We start from the raw sequence: 22,099 nt of genomic DNA, 5'->3' as shown, positions 1-22,099 counted from the left end.
GGCCGGGATATCCGGCCGCATGATCCCTTAGTCAATGGCTACCGGCGCCGCGGCTACTGCTTGTAGCTCAGGCGCAGGTACATGAAGCGGCCCGGCGCGTCATACGCGTTCGGGTCGTAGTTGTTCAGGCCGCAGGTGATGCAGCCGGGCGGGTCCTTGTCGAACAGGTTGTTCACACCGACCGCGAACGAGATGTCCTGGTCCATGAAGTTGGGCCGCCAGCGCAGCTGGGCGTCGATGTAGAGGCGCGACTCCAGCTTGTTGGCCGCACCCGCTTCCTGGACGCTGTGGATGTAGCGGCCCGTCAGCGTGGCGCCGAACATGTCCTTGTCCCAGTCCAGCATCCCCGTGGACTTCCACTTGGGGAAGGCCTGGTCGGGGCTGCCACGCTCGGTGCCTTCACGCTCGATCTTCACCAGGCCCGCGCCGCCCGGCACGAACTCGCTGAACTCAAGCAGACGGGTCGTATACCAGCGGAAGCCGAACTGGCCGACGTCCCACTCGGGCGAGGTCCACACGAAGTTGACGTCGACGGCGCGGGTCTTGATGCCGCCGATGTTGATCAGCGGGTTGGCGATCCCGGCGATCTGGCCCGAGGCCGTCCGCGTGATGGTGGCGCAGGCCAGGGCGTCGTTCGATTGGGCGCAGCGATCGACCAGGCTCTGGCCGTTCTGCGCCTGGATCGCGTCGTCCAGCTCGATGTTCGAGTAGGCGACTTCCAGCGAGACGTTGCGCGACCAGCTGGTGTCACGCAGGGCCGACGGCTCCCAAACGCCACTGAAGTTCCAGCTTTCGCTGGTTTCCGGCTTGAGGGCGCGGTTGCCGCTGGTGACCACCGAGATCTGCTGGTTCAGCTGCACGTAGCTGCCGTTGGCGGGAACGCCGCGGGCGATGCAGTTGGTGCGGACCGCGGCCGGCGTCGCCGCCGTGATGCCCGAGCAGGGGTCGTTGATCTCCTGGTCGAAGCGCGAGGCGGTTCCGAACAGCTCGCCGATCGACGGAGCGCGGAAGCCCTCCCCCCACGACGCGCGGAACAGCACTTCTTCGACCGGACGCCAGGACAGGCCGGCCTTGAAGGTCTCGTCCGAGCCCGAGGTGGAATAGTCGAAGAAGCGCGCCGCCAGCGAGCCTTCCAGGCGGTGGAAGAACGGCATGTCGGCCAGCAGCGGGATTTTCAGTTCCCCGTAGGCCTCCTTGACCGTGATCTTGCCGCTCGCCGGTTGGGCCGGGATGTCGGACGACAGGCCGGCCGCCACGATGGCGTCGGGCTGGAAGTAGCCTTCGGTCCGCCGCCGCTCGACGCCGACGGCGAAGGCGAGGGGGCCGGCCGGCAGGTCGAACAGGTCGCCCGTCAGGTTGGCCGAGAAGTCGGTCAATTCCTGCTGGCTGGTGTCCTGCTGGGTGAAGCCGATGAACTGCAGCATCGCCGGCGTGATCGTGCCCGCGCCGCCGAAGATGTTCAGCGGGACGCACGGGCCGGTGCACTGGGCCAGCGGGCCCAGGGCCTGCTGCACGCGCTGAGCGTTGACGTTGCCGGTGAAGGTCTGTTCGGCGTGGTTGCGAGAGTAGATCGCGTTCACGTCCCAGGCCCAGTCCTTGTCGCCGACCGAGAAGTCGCCCGACAGGGTGGCGGTCACGTTCCAGGTGTCGACTTCCTGCTCGTAGTGGCGCGGGCCGTTTTCGACCAGGCGACGGCCGATGAAGGCGTAAGTGCCGGGCTGCAGGGTGAAGCCGAAGGGGTTGAAGGGGTTGGTGGCGTCGACCCGAATGGTGTCCAGCAGATTGCCGTTGCCGGCGTCGGGCCCCACGAACAGCGGGAGCGGGGCGGCCTGGTTGGCCGACTTGCGCTGCACGTAGCTGGCGCGGGCGCGGAATCGGACGTTCTCGGTGATGTCCTGGCGGACCGAACCGAACAGGCTGACGCGTTCCAGCGGCGTCGAGATGTAGTTGAACGGCTGGAAGTTGAAGCGGTCGGCGGTCGTGAAGCCCTTGAAGCTGGACCCCGCGCCCGTCGGATCGAGGGGCGTGTAGGTGGGGCGGACGCCCGGGGCCAGCGCCGACTTGAGGGTCAGGTTCAGGTCGCGGCCGGTGTTCGGGTCGCTGACGATGAACCGGCCCAGAGGGGTGCCCGACGAGCAACTGGAGTCGCAGGCGGTGGCGAAGGGTTGCGGGAAGCGGCTGATCGCGCGGTCGCCCGAGAACACCGGGTCCTGCTTGAAGTAGCCGCCGCCGACGACGATCGAGAGATTCCCGGCGGTCGCGCCCCAGGTGACGTTGTAGTCCTGGGTGAAGCCGTCGTCGTGGTCGGTCTGGCCGATCTGGGCCGTGGCCTGGAAGCCTTCCTGGCGCTCCTTGGTGATGATGTTCACCACGCCGGCGATGGCGTCCGAGCCGTAGATCGGCGAGGCGCCTTCCTGGAGCACTTCCATGCGGCTGATCATGGCCGTCGGGATGGTGTTCAGGTCGACCGAGCCCGGCACGCCCGAGGCCGCGGCGCCGGGCACCCAACGAAGGCCGTCCACCAGCACCAGGACCCGTCGCGAGCTCAGGTAGCGCAGGTCGATTTCGGCAGAGCCCGCGCCGACGCCGCCGCCGTCCGGCGGATTGCCGAAGTTGCCCGAGTTGTTGAACTTGGCGTTGAGGCCGCCGCCCGCGGATGGGATGCGCTGCAGGACGTCGACCGTCGAGGTCAGGCCCTGCTTGGCGACCAGCGCCTCGTCGATGGCCACGACCGGCTGGTCACGCTCGAGCGGGCTGGTGCGGATCCGCGAACCGGTCACCACCACTTCCTCGACGCTGGCCGTCTGGGCCGACGCCGCGGCGCCAGCGCCCAACGCAAACAGGACCGCCCACGAGGCGGCCTGCGCAAGTTTGGATTTCATGTGTCGTTCTCCCCTGCGGCCGACGTGCAGGCGGCCGCTCGTGCGGGGAGATCACAGATTTGCGACAGATGATGTCAAGCCGGCAACACCCGTTTAGCGGGCGGTTGCAGCGTCAGGGTTGCGCCAATACCACAGCGCGGCGTCGGACGAGGGCGCCGGCGAGGCCGAAGCCGATGATCATCATCGCCCAGGCTGAGGGTTCGGGCACGGCGGCGACGGGTTCGCGGCCGCCGGGCTGGCCGCCATCGCCTTCCTCGCCGATGTCGAAGGGCGCTGATTCGCCGTCGCCATCCTCGCGCAGAGCGAAGCCGCCGAAGCCGCCGGCGCCCGGCTTGGGCGGGGGCGTGATCTGGAGGACGAGGACGAGATCGCCGTCTTCGGGGTTCCAGGTGACCTGCTCGCCGCCGAACCAGAGCTGGTCGCCGCCGATGCCGCCCATGTTGTACTGACCCCAGGTTCCGACCTCTTCGCCGTTCAACTGGAAGCTGAGACGGAAGGTTTTACCATCCAGGGTTCCAAGCACGCCGCGGTCCATCAGGAGCTGGCTGATGCTCACGGGGCCGCTGAAGGCGTCGCGGGAGTAGGTCTGCCGGTACTGGCCGTTCTCGTCGAAGCAGGTGGATTTCCCGCAGTCGGTGGTCCAGCCGGCGTTGAGCACGGTGGCCGCCTGGGCCTGAGAGGCCCCCAGCGATACGGCCGCGACCGCGAACGCGGCGATCAGAAACTTGCGCATACCCCGGCCCCATCCGTGGTGAATGTCGGGGAACCTACGCAACAGGAAGTAGAGCCCACAAGCACTCGCCCCAGGGGCGCGATCAGCTCTCCCGTGTTGGGGGAAAATTAACCATACCTAAGGTGGTAAACCTTGCGGCGGCGCAGCATGGCCCCCGCCGCGCCGAACCCCACGATCATCAGCGCCCAGGCGCCGGGTTCCGGGATGGCCGCGACGGAGGGCTGGTTGATCGAAGGTTTGATCAGCGGCCCGCCCTGAACGACGTCGGTGAAGCCGCCGCCCGCATCGACGTCAGCCGCGCCGCCGCCCGCGGCCCAACCGCCGCCGAACCCGAAGCCGCCACCGCCGCCCGCGCCGGGCTTCTCCGGCACGACCAGGTCGAGGCGCACCGTGAGGTCGCCGGCCGCCGCGTTCCAGGCCACCGGCTGTCCGCCCAGCGTCACGACGTCGCCGCCCAACGCTTCCAGCGAGAACTTGCCCCAGCTGACCTCGGTCCCGTCGGCCAGGATGAAGGTCACCTTCACGGCGTTGTGGGTCATGGCGCCGGCGGTCACCGACTTGTCGACCTGGATCCGCGACACGTCGAACGACCCCGCGCGCTGCGAGGCCGAGAAGGTCTGGGTGTAGCTCTTCTTGTCGCCGGCGAAGCAGCCGCCCGGTCCACAGAGGCTGGAGGCCCCGACGGTCAGGAAGGTCGCGGCGTTCGCGGCCGCCGGCGCGCCCGCAGCGAGCGCCGTAACGGCGAGAAGCCCAATGGCCCCGGATCGAAACATGATGAATCAGCCCCACGAACAGAATGCGGCCCCCGACAGGCCAACAACCCGCCACGTGGCGGATTGGTTGCAGGCGGGTCCGCCGGCGTGGCGGCTTTTTGTTCGGCAGTGCAAACGCCGCCCGCTGCGCTGCAGCGGGCGGACGTGTCGACGGGTCGGCTCAGCCGGCGGCGCGGGCGGCCGCGGCGGCGTCGCCCGCCTCGGCGGCGGCGCGGGCCTTGGCCATGTCCTTGGGCAGGGTGATGGCGGCCAGCAGGTAGTGCACGCCGGCCCAGGCGTAGATCAAAAGGTTGGCCACGATGCCCGAGCGCGTGCCCTCGTTCATCGCCGCCTTGCAGGCTGCGGCCAGGGCGGGGTCCGAACCCTTGGGCGCCGAGCCGCCGGGGCAGGCGGTCAGGAAGTCGCCCGCCATGCCCTTGGCCGTGAAGGCCGCCCGGGCGAACTGGTCGATGCACCAGCCGCAGAAGGGCGGGCCGAAGCCCAGGGCGATGAGGTTCAGCACGAAGAACAGCAGGGCCACGGCGGTGGCGCGCATGCGCACGTCCATGGCGTTCTGCACCACCCCGAACGTGGGGCCGAGGTAGGTGTAGTGCAGCACGCCCGGGATGAGCAGGACCGCCCAGGCCAGCTGATAGCTCTCGCGCGTGTAGGCGTAGATGTAGAGCGGCGTGGCCAGGATCAGGCCGATGGCCGGGACCAGCGCATACCAGCGGGCGCTGCGCTTGGAGGCCCAGTCGGTGAGGAAGCCGCCCAGCAGGGTGCCGGCGCCGTTCGACAGGCCGGCGATCAGGCCGATGGCCAGGCCCACCATGCCCAGGCCCAGGCCGAACTCGCGGATGAAGTAGGCGGGCGCATAGTTGCCGACGCCATAGCCCGCGAAGCTGGCCATGGTGATGCCGGCGGCCATGTGGAACATCCCCCACGAGCCGAACAGGCGCTTGCCCACCGCCAGGATCGAGGGCGGCGGGTCGGCCGCCTGGGCGGTCTTGGCCGCGACAGGCCCTTCGGCCGGGGCGCCGGCCTCCGACGCCTCGCGGCCCAGGGCGGCGGGCGGCTCGGCCTCGATCGCCGCCTGGCGGTCGGACCAGCCGCGCGGCGGCTCCTTGATCACCAGCTTGATCGCCAGCGCCACCAGGATGCCCGGCAGGCCCACGACCATGAACGCCGCCTGCCAGCTCAAGTGTTCGGCGATCCAGCCGCCGGCCATGGCCCCGAACATGGTGCCCAGCGGGATGCCGAAGGCGTAGATCGACAGGGCCGAGGCCCGCGTCTTGGGCTCGAAGTAGTCGCTGATCAGGCTGTGCGCCGGGGGGCTGAGGCCCGCCTCGCCCACGCCCACGCCCACCCGGAACAGCAGCAGCTGGACGTAGGAGGTGGCCGTGCCGCAGAGCACGGTAAACGCCGACCAGACCACGATGGCGATCGAGATGATGTTGACCCGGCTCTTGCGCTCGGCCAGCCGGGCGATCGGGATGCCCAGGGTGGTGTAGAGCAGCGCGAACGACAGCCCGCCCAGCCAGCCCAGCTGCTGGTCGGTCAGCTCGAGGTCGACCTTGATGGCCTGGCCGATGGTCGAGATGATCGTGCGGTCGATGAAGTTGAAGGTGTAGGCCAGCACCAGCAGCCACAGGACCGTGTTGCGGTAGGCCGGCGAAAAGTTGGGCGCCCCGGTGGCGGGTGTTGACGACATGAGACTGGTTTCCCCCCGGAGCGCGCGCCGCGCGGCCTTGTTGTTGCGCCGGACGTTAGGCGGCGCCGGGCGCCTTGGGTAGGGGGACGGTGGGTGAACCGCGTGCGTGGGCGCCGGGGCCGCGCCGCGCTAGGCTGATCCCGGGCCGCGATCGGCGGCCGGGCAGGGGGCGCGGATGCCGCAGACGACGCCAGGCCAGGATCCCTATCGCAGCTTCAGGTTCCGCCTGATGTGGGACGGGCGGTGCGTGGCTGGCGTGTCGCAGGTGAGCGGACTGGCGCGGCGGAGTCAGGTGGTGACCCTCCGGACGGGCGGCGACCCGACGCCGCTGCGGCGGGCGCCGGGCCAGAGCGAGTACGAGGCGATCACCCTGGAGCGCGGGGTCACCCACGACGCGGCGTTCGCGACCTGGGCGGACAAGGTCTGGGATTATCGCAACGCCGGGATCGACGATCAGGCGGGCGGCGCGGCGGGCGCTGCGGACGTGTCGCTGAAGGACTTCCGGAAGGACGTCGTGCTGGAGCTCTACAACGAGGCCGGCGAGAAGGTGATGGCCTACAACGTCTATCGTTGCTGGCCGTCGGAGTTTGTGGCCCTGCCCGAGTTGGAGGGGGGCGGCGGCGCGGTGGCGATCCAGAGCCTCACGCTCCAGAACGAGGGGTGGGAGAGGGACGATGCGAGGGGCGGGGAGGCCGTCGAATAGGCGCCTGGCTCGGTCGCGGGGGCGGGCGGCAAGCGCGCCGAGGCATAGGGAATAGTGTTCCTGTCAGCGTGTTCCGAAGGTGGGGGTTATTGAGGTGCCGTGAGACACGGGCTGCTGGTCGGGAATGCGCCAGGAGGAGACATTGACGTCCGGCCGGACTGGAGACCTCCAGTCGGGCCTCAGGTGGACTTCCGTTTCGACCCGTTGCGGACGCCGCGTCGGGCTGCTGGGCTGGCGGTCGCGAAGGCAGCGAAGCCTGACAATGGCCGTCTGATAACTGGGCGACTATCAACGGCGGGACAGCCACGATGCTGAGTCGTAACCTAAATGCGAGCATATCATTTTGTTAGCGCCGAGCACGGCCTGAGCAACGTCAAGCTGCGCCGGCTCAAGATCGCTCGCCTGGCTGACCTGAACGACCCCTTCGAAGGCTTGGCCATTGCGCTGCCGGACTCGGCTAGTCGCAAAGCATGGCGAGAGTCTCTGCACGAGATGAACGCCAAGTTTGGCCTTCTCTGTTTCAGCCGAAATTGGAGCAACCCCGTCCAGTGGAGCCACTACGCCGACCGCCACAAGGGCATCTGTCTGGGCTTCGATATTCCAGACGACGTCACGATGGAGGTCATCTACCGTCGGCGACCACACGACAGCGCCCTCTTGGATCGGCTCCTGGTCGCGGGGCACATGAATGAAGCCCAAGAGATCCTTCTGAAAATTATGCGCACGAAGTTCGACCATTGGCGCTACGAACAGGAGGTCCGCATTCCCACGAGCGTGGATGTCGCCGACGCCGAAAGCGGTCTGCATTTCGTTGGGTTCTCCCCGCGCCTTGAACTTCGCGAGGTCATTGTTGGGCATCGCTCAACCGTAACCAAGCTTCAACTGGCGGACGTGCTGGGCGACCTAGCCTCGAGCGTCGCCACGATGAAAGCCCGACTTGCCTTCCAGACCTATCGTGTGGTCAGGCAGCGCGACCAGCGATTTTGGGATTAGATGAGAGCCGCCAGGGCTTTCGGCCGAGGCTGGCGCAGTGCGGTCGCCTGCCTCCTCAACCACCGGCTCTCCGGCCTGCGGCCCGCGGGTCGGTCGCCACCGGGCGGCGGCGCTAGGTCGCCTTGACCCCCACGCGGGCCAGGCACGTGGATTTCGAGAGCACGATGAACCGATAGCCGGCCACGAACTGGTCGCCGGGCGGCAGCTTGGACCAGGCGCCCGCCCGGGTTTCCCTGGCGCCCTGGATGCCGGCGTGGATGCCGCAGAGGCGCAGGGCCTCCTTGTCATCGATGCGTCTGGCGTTGAGGGAGTCGAAGAAATCTCCGTCGGCCGTGTGTCCCTTCTTGATCAGCTTGAAGGGGTCGTACCAGGGCCGCGGCGCGCCCAGGATCCCTCGGCCCTCCGGAGTGTTGCGCGCGGCGGCCACGTTGGCGTGGAGCGCGGCGCGCGCCTCGACCCTGGCCTTTGTGGCTTTCGATCATCTGGCCGACCTGCGAGACCCCGAACACCACGGCAATGATCGCCAGGACGATCATCGGGAGGCCGCCGGATCTCCTGTGGGGCTGGCGGACGCCTGTTGTCCGCCCGCCGTCTCCCGTTGTCTGCGTCTGGGGGCGCTTCAGCCACTCAATGTGTTGGGCGGTGCGCTCGGCTTCGCGCCTGCGATCCTCTTCAAGTTGACGGCGATCGTACTCCGCGGCTTCCCGCCGTTCGCGCTCCCGTTCCCGAGCGCCCTGCTGGTAGTCGTAGCTGTGAGGGCTCCCGGGCGCCGCATTCCCCCAGTAGCCCGCATTCCCCCAGTAGCCCGCATTCCGCTCGTCATTCATCGCCCCGCACCCCTCGCCAGCTCCGGCGTGTCTGGAGCGTCGAGGACCCTACGTGAACACAAGCTGAAGCCTCTGTCAGGAAGGGCGCTGAGAGGTTTGGGGGACGCGATGCCTTTCCCCTGCGGACCTCGAGCGTGAGCGTCGTGGCCTTGGGTCCGGGCGCGGAGCTTGCTCCGCCCCTCGGCCGCTTCAAGGACGGCCCTGGCGGGCCGCCGCTGGCGCGGCCGCGCGGAGCGCGGTCCTTGACCCGGCCGCTGGCCGGAGCCGTTGGCTGCCCATGAACTTAAGGCGCTTTGTGCGCGGAGCGCCCGGCGCTTGCCGGCTACGGGTCGCGGTGGGCTGGGGCCTACCGCGGTGAGGCGGCTCGCCCCCTCCACCACCGGCTCTCCGGCCTCCGGCCTCGGCCAGCGGTCCTTGGCTCCCTTCCCGATCCGAGACGTTGGCGCGGGGACAGGTATTGTGTCCCGAAACCTCCTCACCCCATCAACGCCGATCAACTGTCCCTGATTTACGCTGTCTCACCGCAGGGGTGCAGTCCAGTATTGTGCCCCCGAGACCTCGAGGAAAACGGCGAACGGGAGTCGAGATGTCGGGGCGACTGAAGTCGAACTCAGGCGGCGCCGTCGCTGCGGCGACGCCAGAGCGCGGCCTTGGCGGCGACATCCCGCTGTTCGACCCGGCCGCCATCGCCGGGGCTGCCTACGCGGCGGACGGTTCGCTTGTCTGCGAGACACCGGGGTTCAAGGCCCTGGATGGCGCGGCGGGCGCCGACCAGGACTGTGTCGACCGCGTGTTGGCCGGCGCGGCTCCGGTTACGGCGCCGGGCCTGGTGGCGACGGACGGGCGGTCAGAGTCGACCGCATTGTTCGTGTATGCGCCGGCCCACGCCACGGCCGGCTGGCGCCTGCCCCCGGACCTCGCCGAGGCTGCGACATCCCACCCGACAGGGGTCGTCGTGCTGGTTGGCGCGATCCCAACCTCCGGCCCCCTTGCCGCCGCCTGCGCCGCGTTCGGGCTCACCGGCCTGCAGACCCGCGTGGTCGTCGAGACCATTCTGCGCGGCGGCGTGCGCGCCGCGGCCGTGGCGGCCGGGGTCTCCTATCACACGGCGCGCGAGGCGATCGCCGAGGCCGAGCGGCGCTGTCATGCGAGCCGGCTTCCTGCCTTGGTCTCGACGCTGGTCTCCGCCTCGTTCGGCCTGCTGCCCCGTGACGAACCGTCGGAGGTCTTGCAGGACCTGTGGGGCCTGAGCCCGCGCCAGGCCGCCTTGGCCGCGCTGGTTGCGGAAGGCGCATCGCGCGCCGACGCCGCCCGAGCGCTGGGGATTGGAGAGGCGGTGGCGCGCAAGGAGCTCGAACGCGTCCATCTGATCCTCGATGCGCCCACCGGCGTTGTGCTCGGCCGCAAGGTTTCCGAGGCCCGCGCTCTACGCTGGCTCACCGCGGCGACCGGCGGCGACCTGGGCTTCGTCGACCCGGTGATGGAGCCTTTGCGCTTCGTGCTCGGCGCCGACGGCCGGCGCATCGCGGTGAGCGACTACGGGCCGGCCTCGGGACGAGCGGTCCTGGTCGCACATTCGACCACCTCCTGCCGCCACGTGGCCCGGCGACTGCTGCGCGCGTTGCAGGCCGCCGGCTATCGCCCCATCGCCATCGACCGTCCGGGGTTCGGCCTGACCGACGAACTGGCGGGCGCGCGTCCCGGCGACCACGATCCCTTCGCCCTGGCGGCCGACGACGCGCTCCGCGTGTTCGACGCCCTCAGGATCAGCCGTCTCGATGTGGTTGCGCGCGGCGCGGCGCAGTACATCACGGCCATCGAGCGCCGCGCGCCCGGTCGACTGCGTCGGGTTGTTCTCGTGAATCCGGATCCGCCCGTCGGCGAGAGCGGCTCGGGCCTGGGGTCGTCAAGCATCACGAAGGCCATGTTCCATCGGAACCCCGACTTCGTGAGACGGATTGCGCCTCTGTTCACCCGCAACGCCACCATTGAGCAGGTGGCCGCGAAACTGGCGCGCGGCGCCCGCGGCAGCCCGCCCGACGAGGCGGCGGTGGCCGATCCGGAACTGGTCCGCGACTACTTCCGGGCGCTGCGTCCCTTCGCTACCGGACGCCATGCGGGGTGGATCAACGAGACCACCGCCTTCCTGCGGCCTGACGAGGGTCCGCCGCTTTCGGGTCTCACCGACTGGCGCATCCTCGTCGGCGCTCACGACTTCCTGCATGATCCGCCGACCGTCGCGGCGTGGTGGCGACGTCGCCTGCCGGATACGCCCTTGCGACTCGTGCCGGATGCCGGCCGCTATCTGGCGATCAGCCGGCCCGAGCTCGTGGTCGACGCGCTGACCGGGGCCTGACGTCCCGCGCTCGAAGCGCGGCCCCGGCCAGACCGAACCCCAGGATCATCGTCGCCCAGGTCGATGGCTCGGGCACCGCCTGGGCGGGCGTCAGGATGGTCAGGGGGCCGAAGGTCAGGTTGTCGATCGGCTGCATGCCGATGTCCCGGCGCACGATCCGCGTCGTGGTGATCCGATGAATGCCGGCGAAGCTGAAGCTGGTCGTGAACGGCGACCGCGCCTGCCAAGGCCCCACCGGATCGACCGTGGTTTCGCCGAGCGGGTTGCCGTTCACATCGTAGGCGCGCGCATTGAAGCCGCTGTAGAGGCCGCCGCTGGCGATGAGACCGAGGTTGTCGAACGACACGAAATCGGTCGTTGCGTTCACCGCCGAGTTCGTCGGATCGACGAAGCGGATCGTCTGGGGGGCTCCAAGCCGCATGTAACCGAGGTTGGTCCCGTCCGGATCGGTCGGCAGGATGATAACGCCGCCGAAGGTGTCTTTGCTGCCGACGCCGTTTTCGAACAGGATTCCCAGGTGCGCAAACTGGGTGTTGAGCTCCACCACGGAGGTGGGCGTAGCATAGGCAAGGTCGTCGAAGTCGATGACCGTGGCCTCGGCGCTCGCGGCGACGGCCAGCGCCGCAGTGGCGGCGGAGATCGGAAAACAATGGCGACGCGACGGCATTGGCGGACTCCGTTGTGTGGGATCCGCAGGGTGGAGCGCCGCCGGTCCGGCGAATATCGCCGTTTGAGGGGTCCTGTTCGGAATCCCGCGCGCCGCCCGCCCTCCGCTCTAGCGGGCGCCCGGCACGAAATAGGCCGCCAGCAGCAGGCCCCGCACGGCAATCTTCAGGCGGCCAAGCCGCTTGTTGCGGGCGCCGGTCCCCGCGGTCTCTGGGGCTGGAGGAATGATGTTCGTGATTTGTTCTTGAACTTTGCGCGCGTTTTTGGTAGGGTTTGGGCAGAGTTCGGATTTGCGCCTGGGGCCTGGGAAGGCTGACGGGCGCGCGCCTGGGTATGGGCGCCTGGTTATGCGCGCCTGGGGGGCGTTTTCCTCGGGGGCGCTGGCTCTCCTCTCTCACTCAGGAGACTTGGATGGACGATGCGAGCGGCGCCGGCGTGGCCGGTGGCGAGGGCCTTGGCGTGTCTGAGGCGTCGGCTGACGCCGGGGCGGCGTCGCGGCGGCGACCGGTCGGCGGCGGGCCGGGGATCACGGGCTGGCGGGGGCGGGACCCGGCGGTGAAGCGGCGGTGGTACGGGCCCGAGGCGGAGGAAGAGATCCTGCGGCGCGTGGCGGCGGGGGAGACGCTGGCGGGGGTGTGCGCCGGCGGGGCGGAGGATGGGCTGCCCAGCCTGAACACCGTGCTGGCGTGGGCGTCGGGGAAGCGGGCGGGGTTCGCGGAGCGGCTGGACGCGGCGCGGCGGGCGGCGGGGCGGGGGTGGTCGGCGCCGAAGACGCCGTTCTGCACGGCGACGTGCGACGAGATCGTGGACCGGCTGTGCGAGGGCGAGGGGATGGTGGCGATCTGCCGGGACCCGGCGCTGCCCAATGTGCGGACGGTGTACCGGTGGATGCTGGCGCGGTCGGACCTCAGGGACGCGGTGCAGCTGGCGCGCGAGCTCCAGGCCGACCGGGTGGGCGAGCTGGCGTTCGACGAGGCGATGGCGACGACGCCGGCCAATGCGCGGGCGGTGGAGGTGCGGCTGCGGCACCTGCGCTGGTATGCGGCCAAGCTGGCGGCGACGAAGTACGGCAGCCACCGGGCCGAGGCGCCGCCGAAGCCCGAGGTGGAGCAGGCGGTGACGCTGCGCAGCTTCAAGTTGGAGACGCGGGCGGATGGGTGGCGGCGCGTGCGCGGGAGTCACTACTCGCCCACCGAGGGCCGGATCGTGGACGAGCCGCCCGGGCCCTGGCAGCGGCCTGCGGCGAGCTGGACGCCGGAGGGGGAGGCGGCAGGGTCGCCGCCCGATCCCGATGGGGGGCGATGAGACCTCGGCCGCCCGCCCCAGGGACGCGGCGGACAGGGACACGGTGACAGGCGCACCCTCTCTCAGGCTGAGGCTTCGTGCGGTGCGCGCGGACGCCTGACGACGCCGTCGGGGGGCGACTATCGCGGGGGCGGGGGCGTGCTAGGCTCTGCCGTAGGACAGGCGGAGACCGGATGTGCTCAGCGAACGACGTCGCGGCTTGCTTGTGCTGAACGGCGTGGGCCTCTTTGTCACCGCGCTGGCGGTCGGGTGGGCCTATTTCTTCTTCACGTTGGGCGCCATCGACCTGTGGCCGTTCGTCAGGGACGTGCCGGTCAGCATCGGCGGCGATCGCCGGGCGTGGAACATGGCCCACCTGGAGGCGATCACGAACGGCACCCTGCTGATCGCCATCGGCGCGGCGGGGGCTATCTGCGCTTGGGCGAGCGGGCGCAGGCGGTCCTCTTCTGGTCGGCGCTGGCCTTCGCCTGGCTCTTCAAGCTGCCGGCCATCGCCAACGCGATCTTCGGGACGCGGGGGCTGGAGTTCGGCGGCGGCCCCTTTCCGGGCGACGTGACGATCAACAACATCATCTTCCTGTTCGGCTGGCCGGCGATGGTGGGCGTTCACCTGGCCGCCGCGCTGCTGGTATGGGGCGCGTGGAGGCATCTCCGGCATCAAGGGAAGCGCGGGTCGTGAGCGCCTCGAAGATCGTCGTGCGGCGCATTCCCTTCACGTTCGACGAACAGATCGACCCGGTCTGGCATCCGGCGCGAGCCGAGTGGAGCCACATGGTCAACGGCGCCTCGCTGGCCATGCCCTATCTGGAGCCGTTCCTGATCCGGACCGTGACCGAGGCGTTGCGCCAGGTGAAGGACCCGGCGCTGGCCGCCGATGTGCGCGCCTTCATCGGCCAGGAGGGCGTCCACTTCCAGAACCACCGCCGCTACAACGAGATCCTGAAGCGCAGCTATCCGGAACTGGCCGCGGTCGAGGCGGACATGGAGGCGGACTATGCCCGCTTCCAGACGCGCAGCCTGCGCTGGCGGCTGGCCTACACCGCCGGGTTCGAGACCATGACCATGGGCATCACGGAGTGGCTGATCCATCAGCGCGCGTTGCTGTTCGGCGACGCCGACCGCTCGGTTGCCTCGCTCGTGCTCTGGCACATGGTGGAAGAGACCGAGCACAAGACCGTGGCCTTCGATCTCTATCAGCACCTCTTCGGCCGCTATTGGCCAAGGGTCTGGGGCACGCTCTTCGCCGCCTGGCACGTGGCGCGCGCCAGCCGCAAGGGCTATCGCGCGATGCTGAAGCGGGACGGGCGCTGGACGGTCTGGAAGAGCCGGCGCGCCCTGTGGGCCATGGTCGGGCGGTTCGCGCGCCACGCCTCGCCGGCCATCCTGCGCTCGCTGTCGCCGAGCTATCACCCGAGCCGGGTGAGGGATCCGGACTGGGTCGATCGCTGGTTCGAGGCTTATCAGGGACTCCCCGAAGGGCGGATTCCGCTGCTGGACACCGCCGACCCCGAGATTCCCGCACGATTTACGGCCTGACCGGGGGAGCTTTGGGGATAGGGGACCGATCCCCATCGAGAACGTGAGCGTGTCCCCTTGACCGGCTCTGCCGGCGAGGCGACGCCGGCGGTATGGCCCGCCGGCGCCCGACGCGTCACATCTTCATCGAGACTTCCAGGCCGAAGGTGCGCGGTTCGTTGAAGAAGCCGCCGAGGCCGGTCCGGTCGCTCAGGAACTTCGCGAAGACGTGCTCGTCGTTGAGGAGGTTGCGCGACCAGATCGACACGGTGGTGCGTCCCGGGCCGGTCGGCAGGTCGGCGATCGAGACCCGCGCGTTGACGATGAACGAGCTGTCGCCCTTCGGCTGGCGGATCGTGACGGCCCGGGTGACCGGGTCGTACGCGACGTCGGTGTAGTTGGCGTAGTAGCCGTCGCCGTAGTTGCCATCGAGGTGAGCCACGAACCGGGCCTCGCCGAAGACGGGGCGGCTGTAGTCGATGGCGAAGCTGGCGGAGTTCTCTGGCGTGTAGACCTGGTAGATGGGGATCGGCACCGTGATGATCCGGCCGTTCGCCTGCGGGAACGGGTTGAGCGTGTCGGGGATCTTCACCTCGTTGTACGCATAGCTGCCCGAAACGGTGAGGTCGTCGGTCACGGCGAAGGCGACGTCGGCCTCGAACCCGCGCAGCTTGCCCTTGCCCGGCGCGTTGGTGGTCTCGGTGGTGGTGCGCTGCGTCTGCAGCAGCGCGCCGGTGACAGGGTCGGTCTGCAGATACTGGGCGCTGAAGTCGAGCTGGATGTCCTTGTAGCGACCGTCGTAGGCCGACACGTTGACGCGCAGACGCCGGTCCATGAACTCGGCCTTCGCGCCGGCCTCGAACATTGACACCGTCTCGGGGTCGAAGGGCGCGTAGCGCAGCGAGCGGGAGTTCGCGCCGCCCGACTTGTAGCCCGTGCTGTACTTTCCGTAGACGAGGATGTCCTCCGAGACGTCGTAGGCGACGTTCACGATGGGGTCGAACCTCTCCCAGGACTCGTTGAGCGGATTGGGCGAGGTGAGGCCGCCGATGATGCGGCCGGCCGACCCGAGCGGGAAGTTCACGTTGTTGATGGTGCGCATCCGGCCCTTCTTCTCGTCGCGCGTGAAGCGGCCGCCGGCGGTGATGTGCAGGGCGTCGTCCAGAAGCGGCGGGGTATAGGTCGCCTGGCCGAACGCGCCGTAGCTCTTGGTGGTGACCTCGCTGGCTCGGTCGATGCGCTGGGTCAGCGGGTCGATGGCCCGGGGCACGCCGTTGATGCCCACGGCGTCGGTGAAGGTGTTGGTGGCGAAGGCGCGCGCGTTGTCCGAGACCCGCTCGCGGTAGTACAGCGCGCCCAGCACGTACTGGATGCGGGGCAGGTCGCCGATGAGCTGCACCTCCTCGCTCGACTGCTGCTGCTTGAAGTAGGCGAGGCTGTAGCGGCCGTAGTCCTGGTTCAGGAAGGTCGCGCCCGTGCGGAACACGCCGGCCGACTGGGCGACCGAGCCGTTGTCCCACTGCGACTGGGTCAGGTCGCGGTAGGACGCGATCGACTTGATCAGCGCATGGTCCGAGAGCTTCCAGTCCAGGGTCAGGCGGTGGCCCTCGGTCCGGCCGATGCTCTCGCGTTGCGGGGCCCCGAACGTGGCGTTCCGGATCCGCTTGGTGCTCGCCGTGTTGCCCGCGGCGGGAACCAGGGCGGTCGGAAAGGTGCTGGCGGCCAGGAACTGCATATAGAGGGTGGTCGTCGCGTCGTAGGCGGCGTCGTAGGCGTAGTCGGCGGTGAAATTCGCCACCGGCTCCCACAGGAGGCGGACGCGCAAGGCCCGCTTGTCGTAGCCCCCGAAGTCATCCGCGGTGGCCAGCGGGTTCTTGACCCAGCCCTCACGGCCGGTGAGGACGCCGTCCAGCTTGACCGAGATGTTGGCGAACTTCGGCAGGTCCATATGCACCTCGCCGACGTAGCCGGCGAAGTTCGAGACCCCGGCCTTGGTCATCAGGCCGAATTCGCCGGTCGGCTTCTTGGTGGTGATGCTGACGGCGCCGCCCTCGGTGTTGCGCCCGAACAGGGTGCCCTGCGGCCCCTTCAGCACCTCGATGCTCTCCACGTCATAGAGCGCCGTGCCCAGCCCTTGCGGGCGGCCCAGGTAGACGCCGTCGACGTAGATGCCGACGCCCTGGTCCCGGGCCGGCTGGTTCGAGTCCGACAGGACGCCGATGCCGCGGATGTTCATGATCAGCGCGCCCGGGCGCGAGAAGAACGGGGCCACCTTCAGCGACGGGATCGCGCCGTCGCCCAGGTCCACCAGCGAGTAGACGTTGCGGTCTTCCAAACCCTGCGACGTGAGCACCGAGATGGCGATCGGCGTATCCTGCAGGTTCTCGCTGCGCTTCTGCGCGGTGACCAGCAGTTCCTCGAGCGCGGGCCCCGCATCGGCCTCCGCGGCGTCGGCCTCGGCGGCGCGCGCGGGCGCTGCGGCCGTCAGGATCAGGGCCAGAGTGCTGGCAGAGGCCAGGTAGCCGTAAAGTCGCATGGTCGTCCCCCTCAGTTCGAGGGGCAGGCGTAGAGTTCGGCCTTAACCCTTTGGAGATGGTTCCCGGACGGCCGCACGAACTTGTCGCGACATACTCAAGCTTGTTTGACGGCGCTCGTGTGACGTGGGTCGAAGCTGTGCGGTCGCGCGCGAGACGCGTGGGCAGTGCGTTGAGGCGCCGCAGCGGGGTGAGACCGCCCCGGGGCTAACCCACCGGCTCCAGCGGGGGCTGGTTGAGGGCCTCTCGGTAGTTGCGGTGGAAGTGGTGCAGGGCCGGCTCGTTGCGGCCGAGGATGACCTCCTTCAGCTGGCCGCTCTCGGCGGTGCGCTGCTGCAGCGCGCCCATCACGTAGTCTTCCTGGGCGATGGTGCTCTTGAAGACCTCGAAAGAGGCCTGGAGGCTGGGGCCGCGGCGGTCGTTGGAGGGATCGTACACGGCGCGCGGATCGACCCCGGCCGCATCGCGGGCGGCGGCCTCGGCGGCGGTCTCGGGCGAGAAGTAGAAGCTGACCTTGGTGACCGAGCGGCCCGGGTGGGCGGGGTCGGGGTAGATGCGGATCAGGGTGGCGCTTTCGGTGCTGCAGATCAGCTGGATGTTCGGGAACAGGTGGTAGAGCACGAAGGTGGCGCCCACGACGCTCCACTCGGACTCGGGCAGGGGGCGCAGCCGATCGATGCCGCGGCTGGCGGTGACGAAGCGGTGGTGGCGGCCGAACTCCTTGAAGTGGAGGTTGTTGCCGTAGAACACGCGGCCCAGCGTGTCCTTGTGCAGCTTTCCGAAGTGGTAGGTCTCGCCGAAGGTGTCGTTGGCGAACTTCCAGTTGAGGTCGCCCGGGATGGGCGTGGCGCCGGCGAAGCCGTGGCGGGCCAGGCCGAAGGAGGCGATCTCGGCCGCCAGTTCGGAGCCCAGCAGTTCGTCGACATCCAGATGGCCGTCGGCCTGGGGATGCACCCAGAGCAGGCCGTCGCGCTCGACCGCCGGCAGGGCGACGAGGCCGTGGCACGACTTGTCGATGGCGCCGAAGTGATCCTCGTTGGGGACGGCGAGGAGGTCGCCGGTGTTGGCGTAGCTCCAGTTGTGGAAGGGGCAGACGAAGATCGACTGCTTGCCGCGCGGCTCGGCGGCCACCTTCACGGCGCGGTGACGGCAGGCGTTGAGGAAGGCGCGGAAGACGCCGTTCTTGTCGCGCGTGGCCAGCAGCGGCGTGCCGAAGTCGTCGAGGGTGAAGAACGTGCCGGGCTCGGGCAGGTCCTGTGACAGGCCGATCAGCTGGGGGTGGTTGCGGAAGAAGGCGTCCCACTCCTTGGCCGCCTGGTCGGGGCAGACATAGGCGGCGGTGGGCACGCGGTACTGGACACCGGCGTCGACGTTCCGGCCCTCGTCGAGCTGCTGCATGAGCTCCTTGAGGATCTCGACCTGGAGTTCGTGTCTCATAGCGTGATCTCTCTGCTGTCGTGCGGGGCGAGCGGGCTGGCGATGGCGTTGCGCACCAGGCGGAAGATGGCGGCGATGGAGGGCGAGGGCCCGGCCTCGGCCGACTCGCGGCGGCTGGAGACCCGGACGCCCTCGTTGACCAGCATCAGCATGGCCGCGAGGTCTTCCGCCAACGCCGGCGGCGCGCCGGCGGTCTCCAGGCTGGTCTGGAAGACGCGCTGCACCCGGTCGAGGTGGCGGCTGGCGTGGGCGGCCAGGGCGTCGTCGACGCCGGCCATCTCGAGCACGGTGTTGACCAGCAGGCAGCCCCAGTGGCGCTGCTCGCCCCGCCCGCCGAACAGGTCGCCCTCGAAGAAGCCCTGCAGCGCATCGACCGGCGCCTTCTGGGCGCAGGATCGCTCCAGCAGGGCCACCGTGCGCTCGGCGAACAGGTCGAGGCAGGCGATGAACAGGCTGCGCTTGTCGGTGAACGCGGCGTAGAAGCTGCTGCGCCCGATGCCCATGGCGTCCAGCAGGTCGGCCAGCGAACTGGCCTGATAGCCCTTGCTCCAGAAGAGCCTCAGGGCCCTGACCACGGCCTTGGACCGGTCGAACTCTGCGGGGCGCGCCATGTCTTGCATAGTGGACCGATTGGTCCAGAATTCAAGCCCGGGCCGCGGCTGGCCCGCCACGCCCAAGACAGACGAGAGGACACGCCATGAAAGTCTACTTCGCCCCGAACTCGCGCGCCGTGCGGACGGTCTGGCTGCTGGAGGAGATCGGCCAGCCCTACGAGCTGGAGCGTTTCCAGCTGGGGCAGAAGGAGATGCGCGGCCCGGAGTACACCCGGATCAATCCGAACGGTCGGGTGCCGACCCTGATCGACGGCGACACGACGATCTCGGAGAGCACGGCCATCGCCCAGTACCTGGGCGCCAAGTACGCGCCCCACCTGATCCGCGGCCCGGACTCGCCGAACTTCGCGATGTACCTGCAGTGGCTGCACTACGCCGAGGGCATGATCATGCCGCCGATCAACAACTATGTGGTCGAGACGATCCTGCTGCCGCCCGATCGGCGCAACCCGGAGATGGCGGCCCGCGCCCTGAAGCTGCTGAACCGCACCCTCGACGCCGCGGAGGCGCATATGGCGGGGCGCGAGTACATGGCCGATGCGTTCACCGTGGCCGACACGATCACCGGCCACGCGATCATGATGGCGCGGCGGATGGGCGGCGACTTCTCAAACTGCCCCAACCTGTCGGCCTATGCCGACCGCCTGCAGGACCGGCCGGCGTTCAAGGCCGCCGAGGCGGCCTGATGCTCAACCGCCCGCTTGCAAGGCGGTGAAGACCGCGAGCTGGGCGGCGAAGGCGCGCTGGAAGGCGGGGCGGGCCTCGGCGCGGGCGATGTAGGCGGCCAGGGCGGGATGGCGGGCCAGCATCGCCGGGTCGGCGCGGCGCAGGACCGTGACCACCATCAGGTCGCCGGCGCTGAAGTCGCCATCCAGCCACGGCGCGTCGCCGAGGCGGCGGGAGAGTTGGGCGAGGCGGACGTCGATGCGCTCATCCAGCAGCGGCAGGCGCTCGGCGAACCAGGGCGCGTCGCGCTCGACGAGGCCGGCCATCGAGCGCTCGACGATCGGCGGCTCGATCGTGCTGAGCGCAGCGAACATCCAGCTTATGGCGCGCGCCCGGGCGTGCGGGTCGGAAGGCAGGAGGCCCGGACCGCTCTCGGCGATGTGCAGCACGATCGCGCCCGATTCGAAGAGGCTGAGGCCGCCAGCCTCATAGGTGGGGATCTGGCCGAAGGGTTGAAGCGCCAGGTGGGCCGGCGCCTTCATCTCGGCGAAGCTGACGAGGCGCACGTCGTAGGGCTGGCCCACCTCCTCCAGGGCCCAGCGGACGCCCATGTCGCGGGCCAGCCCGCGGCCGCGGTCGGGGGAGGCCTGGAAGGCGGTGAGGGTGGGGCGCATCGTCGCGATCTCCCTGGCGTGGGTTTCGTTGGTAACCCAAGGACGGCCAGGGTGGATCTGTCACGACACGGCGACCCAGTTCTTTTGCCCGGAGGCTGTGAGCGTGGCCAAGGGGCGCCATCTCATGGTTGAAATGTTCCCCTGAGAGGCGAATGACGCACGGGGCGCAACACCGGCGCTAGAGTAGGCGCCTGACAATCAGGCAGTGAACGGGGGCGCGCGGCTTGGCCAACACGGCGACACGGGACGCGTTTGAAGAGATGGCCAGGACGGGACGCGGCGACGCGGGCGCGCTGGCGGTCGGGCTGCGTCACGGCGTGACCCTGGTGGGGCTGCGGGCGCTGGCGGCCAAGGCCGTGCACGTGGCGGCCGCGGCCCCCGAGCGGATGGTCGACATCTTCGACAACGCGGCGGCCGGCTGGCTGGGCGGGGCGGTGTTTCCGCCGCGGGCCCGCGCGCCCGACCCGCTGCCCATCAGCGAGGCGTTCTGGCGCAACCTGTGGAACATCGCCACGCCGGCGAAGGGCGCGGGGCGGCAGGGGTACGCGCAGCAGATGATGGAGATGGCCGGGGAGCTGGATCCGCGGATCAATGCACGGATGGCGGCCGCGGCGCTCGAGATGCCGGGCGTGGCCGAGGCGGCGACGGGGCGGATCCCCGGGCCCTGGGATGTGGAGCGCCTGTCGCAGTTCCCGCCGGCCTCGCTGGGCTATGCGCTGAGCCAGGAGATCCTGAGGCCGGGGAGCACGGCGGCCGACGCCTATTGGACCAGCGTGATTCCCTATCTGCGCCACATGCCCGCGCCGCTGAACCACATCAACGTGCAGGCGATTCAGTTGATGCCGCTGTGGGGACTGATCGCCGGATATACACAGCGGCCGCTGGACCGGGTGGCGATGGGCGGGTTCCTGATGGGCCAGGTGGCTCATCACTATTCGGCGCTGGCCAGTGCGGTGACCCTGACGGCGGCGGCGGCGCGCCGGCCCGACAACATCGAGGTGGTGTTGGACTGCCTGTTCAAGGGCTGGGCGCAGGGGCGTGAGACGCCGCTGCTGCTGGGCGTGGACTGGGAGCCGCTGCTCCACCTTCGGGTCGATCAGGCGCGGGCGGCGCTGAAGATTGTCGCCTTCGACTCGCCCTACGCGCAGGCGCAGCGCGCCGGGTTGATGTAGCTCACGCTTCGCGAACGACGGGGCGGGTCGTTCGCGTAGGACGGACGGCGATTTGCGTATCGGCGGATGCGGGCGGCGAGGGGGCCGGCCAGGGTGGCGTCAACACCCCGACCGGAGCTTTCCCGATGCGACTTCCCCTGCTTCTCGCCCTCACCCTCTGCGCCGCGCCGTTCGCGGCGAGGGCGGCCGACACCGCCAGCCTGACCGTCACCTTCACCGGCCTGGAGCCCAAGGGCGCGATCAACTTCGTGCTGGTGAACAGCGCCGAGGCCTATGCCGACAAGGCCGCCCCGGTGGCGGCCGACCGCATTGCGGTGACCGCGGGCACGGCCAGCAAAACGTTCGAGGGTCTGGCCCCCGGCCGCTATGCCGTGAAAGCGTTCCACGACGTGAACGGCGACGGGAAGATGGGGACCAACCCCTTCGGCATCCCGACCGAGCCCTACGGCTTCTCGAACAACGCCAAGGGAGCGATGGGCCCGCCGAAATGGGACGAGGCCGCCTTCGAGGTCAGCGCCGGCGGCGGCGTCCAGACCATCTCGATGGCCCAGTAGCGACAG

20 protein-coding genes are annotated in these 22,099 nt (G+C 69.4%); 9 read left to right on the top strand and 11 right to left on the bottom strand.

The annotated features are described in order from the left end of the window. Positions 1 to 53: 53 nt before the first annotated feature. From ACQ66R_RS05200 to ACQ66R_RS05185, 4 genes are all read right to left on the bottom strand, one after another. A complete protein-coding gene (locus tag ACQ66R_RS05200) occupies positions 54 to 2,882 on the bottom strand; it encodes a TonB-dependent receptor domain-containing protein (protein WP_430419853.1) in 2,829 nt (942 codons plus the stop codon). 112 nt (positions 2,883 to 2,994) lie between these two features. Continuing rightward, entirely contained in the window at positions 2,995 to 3,615 is a 621-nt protein-coding gene (locus tag ACQ66R_RS05195) for a PEPxxWA-CTERM sorting domain-containing protein (RefSeq protein WP_430419851.1), read from the bottom strand. Between the two features lie 107 nt (positions 3,616 to 3,722). Further along, positions 3,723 to 4,388, bottom strand: a complete 666-nt coding sequence (locus ACQ66R_RS05190; RefSeq protein ID WP_430419849.1) for a PEPxxWA-CTERM sorting domain-containing protein — start codon at positions 4,386 to 4,388, stop codon at positions 3,723 to 3,725. Positions 4,389 to 4,548: 160 nt separating this feature from the next. Further along, positions 4,549 to 6,078 carry a spinster family MFS transporter gene (locus ACQ66R_RS05185; RefSeq protein WP_430419847.1) on the bottom strand — a complete coding sequence of 510 codons (1,530 nt, stop codon included), beginning with the start codon at positions 6,076 to 6,078 and terminating at the stop codon, positions 4,549 to 4,551. A gap of 175 nt (positions 6,079 to 6,253) precedes the next feature. On the opposite strand from ACQ66R_RS05185, the gene ACQ66R_RS05180 reads away from it, so the two are divergent. Next, entirely contained in the window at positions 6,254 to 6,781 is a 528-nt protein-coding gene (locus ACQ66R_RS05180; RefSeq protein ID WP_430419845.1) for a phage tail protein, read from the top strand. Between the two features lie 327 nt (positions 6,782 to 7,108). Next, positions 7,109 to 7,774 carry a DUF2971 domain-containing protein gene (locus ACQ66R_RS05175; RefSeq protein ID WP_430419843.1) on the top strand — a complete coding sequence of 222 codons (666 nt, stop codon included), beginning with the start codon at positions 7,109 to 7,111 and terminating at the stop codon, positions 7,772 to 7,774. A 112-nt stretch (positions 7,775 to 7,886) separates the two neighbouring features. On the opposite strand, the gene ACQ66R_RS05170 is transcribed toward ACQ66R_RS05175, so the two are convergent. After that, positions 7,887 to 8,201, bottom strand: a complete 315-nt coding sequence (locus ACQ66R_RS05170) for a hypothetical protein (RefSeq protein WP_430419841.1) — start codon at positions 8,199 to 8,201, stop codon at positions 7,887 to 7,889. Between the two features lie 986 nt (positions 8,202 to 9,187). Here ACQ66R_RS05170 and ACQ66R_RS05165 point away from each other — a divergent pair. Continuing rightward, positions 9,188 to 10,957 carry an alpha/beta fold hydrolase gene (locus ACQ66R_RS05165; RefSeq protein ID WP_430419839.1) on the top strand — a complete coding sequence of 590 codons (1,770 nt, stop codon included), beginning with the start codon at positions 9,188 to 9,190 and terminating at the stop codon, positions 10,955 to 10,957. Here the strand turns inward: ACQ66R_RS05165 and ACQ66R_RS05160 are convergent. Further along, on the bottom strand, positions 10,914 to 11,624 hold the full coding sequence (locus tag ACQ66R_RS05160; protein WP_430419838.1) for a PEPxxWA-CTERM sorting domain-containing protein: 711 nt from the start codon (positions 11,622 to 11,624) through the stop codon (positions 10,914 to 10,916). The two genes, ACQ66R_RS05165 and ACQ66R_RS05160, sit on opposite strands and share 44 nt — an antisense overlap. Before the next feature lie 410 nt (positions 11,625 to 12,034). Between ACQ66R_RS05160 and ACQ66R_RS05155 the strand changes: the two genes are divergently transcribed. Continuing rightward, positions 12,035 to 12,928, top strand: coding sequence for a hypothetical protein (locus ACQ66R_RS05155; protein ID WP_430419836.1), 894 nt, complete (start codon positions 12,035 to 12,037; stop codon positions 12,926 to 12,928). A gap of 255 nt (positions 12,929 to 13,183) precedes the next feature. Here ACQ66R_RS05155 and ACQ66R_RS05150 read toward each other — a convergent pair whose 3' ends face one another. Then, positions 13,184 to 13,321 (bottom strand): hypothetical protein, encoded by a 138-nt coding sequence (locus tag ACQ66R_RS05150; protein WP_430419834.1) that lies wholly within the window; start codon positions 13,319 to 13,321, stop codon positions 13,184 to 13,186. A gap of 24 nt (positions 13,322 to 13,345) precedes the next feature. On the opposite strand from ACQ66R_RS05150, the gene ACQ66R_RS05145 reads away from it, so the two are divergent. Next, positions 13,346 to 13,606, top strand: a complete 261-nt coding sequence (locus ACQ66R_RS05145) for a hypothetical protein (RefSeq protein ID WP_430419832.1) — start codon at positions 13,346 to 13,348, stop codon at positions 13,604 to 13,606. After that, entirely contained in the window at positions 13,603 to 14,463 is an 861-nt protein-coding gene (locus ACQ66R_RS05140) for a metal-dependent hydrolase (protein WP_430419830.1), read from the top strand. Before ACQ66R_RS05145 ends, ACQ66R_RS05140 begins: the two co-directional genes overlap by 4 nt. 115 nt (positions 14,464 to 14,578) lie before the next feature. Here ACQ66R_RS05140 and ACQ66R_RS05135 read toward each other — a convergent pair whose 3' ends face one another. The 3 genes from ACQ66R_RS05135 to ACQ66R_RS05125 form a co-directional block, all read right to left on the bottom strand. Next, positions 14,579 to 16,978 (bottom strand): TonB-dependent receptor, encoded by a 2,400-nt coding sequence (locus ACQ66R_RS05135; protein WP_430419828.1) that lies wholly within the window; start codon positions 16,976 to 16,978, stop codon positions 14,579 to 14,581. A gap of 205 nt (positions 16,979 to 17,183) precedes the next feature. Beyond that, positions 17,184 to 18,413, bottom strand: a complete 1,230-nt coding sequence (locus ACQ66R_RS05130) for an aromatic ring-hydroxylating oxygenase subunit alpha (RefSeq protein WP_430419827.1) — start codon at positions 18,411 to 18,413, stop codon at positions 17,184 to 17,186. Beyond that, a complete protein-coding gene (locus ACQ66R_RS05125) occupies positions 18,410 to 19,024 on the bottom strand; it encodes a TetR/AcrR family transcriptional regulator (protein WP_430419825.1) in 615 nt (204 codons plus the stop codon). The genes ACQ66R_RS05130 and ACQ66R_RS05125 overlap by 4 nt, the downstream gene beginning before the upstream one ends. A gap of 86 nt (positions 19,025 to 19,110) precedes the next feature. Between ACQ66R_RS05125 and ACQ66R_RS05120 the strand changes: the two genes are divergently transcribed. After that, positions 19,111 to 19,713 (top strand): glutathione S-transferase family protein, encoded by a 603-nt coding sequence (locus ACQ66R_RS05120; protein ID WP_430419823.1) that lies wholly within the window; start codon positions 19,111 to 19,113, stop codon positions 19,711 to 19,713. Between the two features lie 3 nt (positions 19,714 to 19,716). Here the strand turns inward: ACQ66R_RS05120 and ACQ66R_RS05115 are convergent, their stop codons facing one another. Continuing rightward, on the bottom strand, positions 19,717 to 20,367 hold the full coding sequence (locus tag ACQ66R_RS05115; RefSeq protein WP_430419821.1) for a glutathione S-transferase family protein: 651 nt from the start codon (positions 20,365 to 20,367) through the stop codon (positions 19,717 to 19,719). Positions 20,368 to 20,627: 260 nt separating this feature from the next. Here ACQ66R_RS05115 and ACQ66R_RS05110 point away from each other — a divergent pair, with 260 nt between their 5' ends. Then, on the top strand, positions 20,628 to 21,539 hold the full coding sequence (locus ACQ66R_RS05110) for a hypothetical protein (RefSeq protein ID WP_430419819.1): 912 nt from the start codon (positions 20,628 to 20,630) through the stop codon (positions 21,537 to 21,539). A gap of 125 nt (positions 21,540 to 21,664) precedes the next feature. Then, positions 21,665 to 22,093 (top strand): DUF2141 domain-containing protein, encoded by a 429-nt coding sequence (locus ACQ66R_RS05105; protein WP_430419818.1) that lies wholly within the window; start codon positions 21,665 to 21,667, stop codon positions 22,091 to 22,093. The last annotated feature ends 6 nt before the right edge of the window (positions 22,094 to 22,099 follow it).

The sequence above is a fragment of the Phenylobacterium sp. genome (genome assembly GCF_965284355.1).
GTDB lineage: Bacteria > Pseudomonadota > Alphaproteobacteria > Caulobacterales > Caulobacteraceae > Phenylobacterium.
The sequence above is the reverse complement of the archived record's forward strand: the minus strand, read 5'-3'. Positions and strand labels throughout refer to the sequence as shown.

What these genes read in the sequence shown, in the direction of transcription:
- ACQ66R_RS05125 (WP_430419825.1), bottom strand. Translation starts at nt 19,024, where the DNA reads ATGGCGCGCCCCGCAGAGTTCGACCGGTCCAAGGCCGTGGTCAGGGCC.
- ACQ66R_RS05200 (WP_430419853.1), bottom strand. Translation starts at nt 2,882, where the DNA reads ATGAAATCCAAACTTGCGCAGGCCGCCTCGTGGGCGGTCCTGTTTGCG.
- ACQ66R_RS05130 (WP_430419827.1), bottom strand. Translation starts at nt 18,413, where the DNA reads ATGAGACACGAACTCCAGGTCGAGATCCTCAAGGAGCTCATGCAGCAG.
- ACQ66R_RS05180 (WP_430419845.1), top strand. Translation starts at nt 6,254, where the DNA reads ATGCCGCAGACGACGCCAGGCCAGGATCCCTATCGCAGCTTCAGGTTC.
- ACQ66R_RS05135 (WP_430419828.1), bottom strand. Translation starts at nt 16,978, where the DNA reads ATGCGACTTTACGGCTACCTGGCCTCTGCCAGCACTCTGGCCCTGATC.
- ACQ66R_RS05160 (WP_430419838.1), bottom strand. Translation starts at nt 11,624, where the DNA reads ATGCCGTCGCGTCGCCATTGTTTTCCGATCTCCGCCGCCACTGCGGCG.
- ACQ66R_RS05165 (WP_430419839.1), top strand. Translation starts at nt 9,188, where the DNA reads ATGTCGGGGCGACTGAAGTCGAACTCAGGCGGCGCCGTCGCTGCGGCG.
- ACQ66R_RS05155 (WP_430419836.1), top strand. Translation starts at nt 12,035, where the DNA reads ATGGACGATGCGAGCGGCGCCGGCGTGGCCGGTGGCGAGGGCCTTGGC.
- ACQ66R_RS05190 (WP_430419849.1), bottom strand. Translation starts at nt 4,388, where the DNA reads ATGTTTCGATCCGGGGCCATTGGGCTTCTCGCCGTTACGGCGCTCGCT.
- ACQ66R_RS05150 (WP_430419834.1), bottom strand. Translation starts at nt 13,321, where the DNA reads ATGGCGATCAGCAGGGTGCCGTTCGTGATCGCCTCCAGGTGGGCCATG.
- ACQ66R_RS05185 (WP_430419847.1), bottom strand. Translation starts at nt 6,078, where the DNA reads ATGTCGTCAACACCCGCCACCGGGGCGCCCAACTTTTCGCCGGCCTAC.
- ACQ66R_RS05110 (WP_430419819.1), top strand. Translation starts at nt 20,628, where the DNA reads ATGGCCAGGACGGGACGCGGCGACGCGGGCGCGCTGGCGGTCGGGCTG.
- ACQ66R_RS05120 (WP_430419823.1), top strand. Translation starts at nt 19,111, where the DNA reads ATGAAAGTCTACTTCGCCCCGAACTCGCGCGCCGTGCGGACGGTCTGG.
- ACQ66R_RS05195 (WP_430419851.1), bottom strand. Translation starts at nt 3,615, where the DNA reads ATGCGCAAGTTTCTGATCGCCGCGTTCGCGGTCGCGGCCGTATCGCTG.
- ACQ66R_RS05175 (WP_430419843.1), top strand. Translation starts at nt 7,109, where the DNA reads ATGCGAGCATATCATTTTGTTAGCGCCGAGCACGGCCTGAGCAACGTC.
- ACQ66R_RS05105 (WP_430419818.1), top strand. Translation starts at nt 21,665, where the DNA reads ATGCGACTTCCCCTGCTTCTCGCCCTCACCCTCTGCGCCGCGCCGTTC.
- ACQ66R_RS05115 (WP_430419821.1), bottom strand. Translation starts at nt 20,367, where the DNA reads ATGCGCCCCACCCTCACCGCCTTCCAGGCCTCCCCCGACCGCGGCCGC.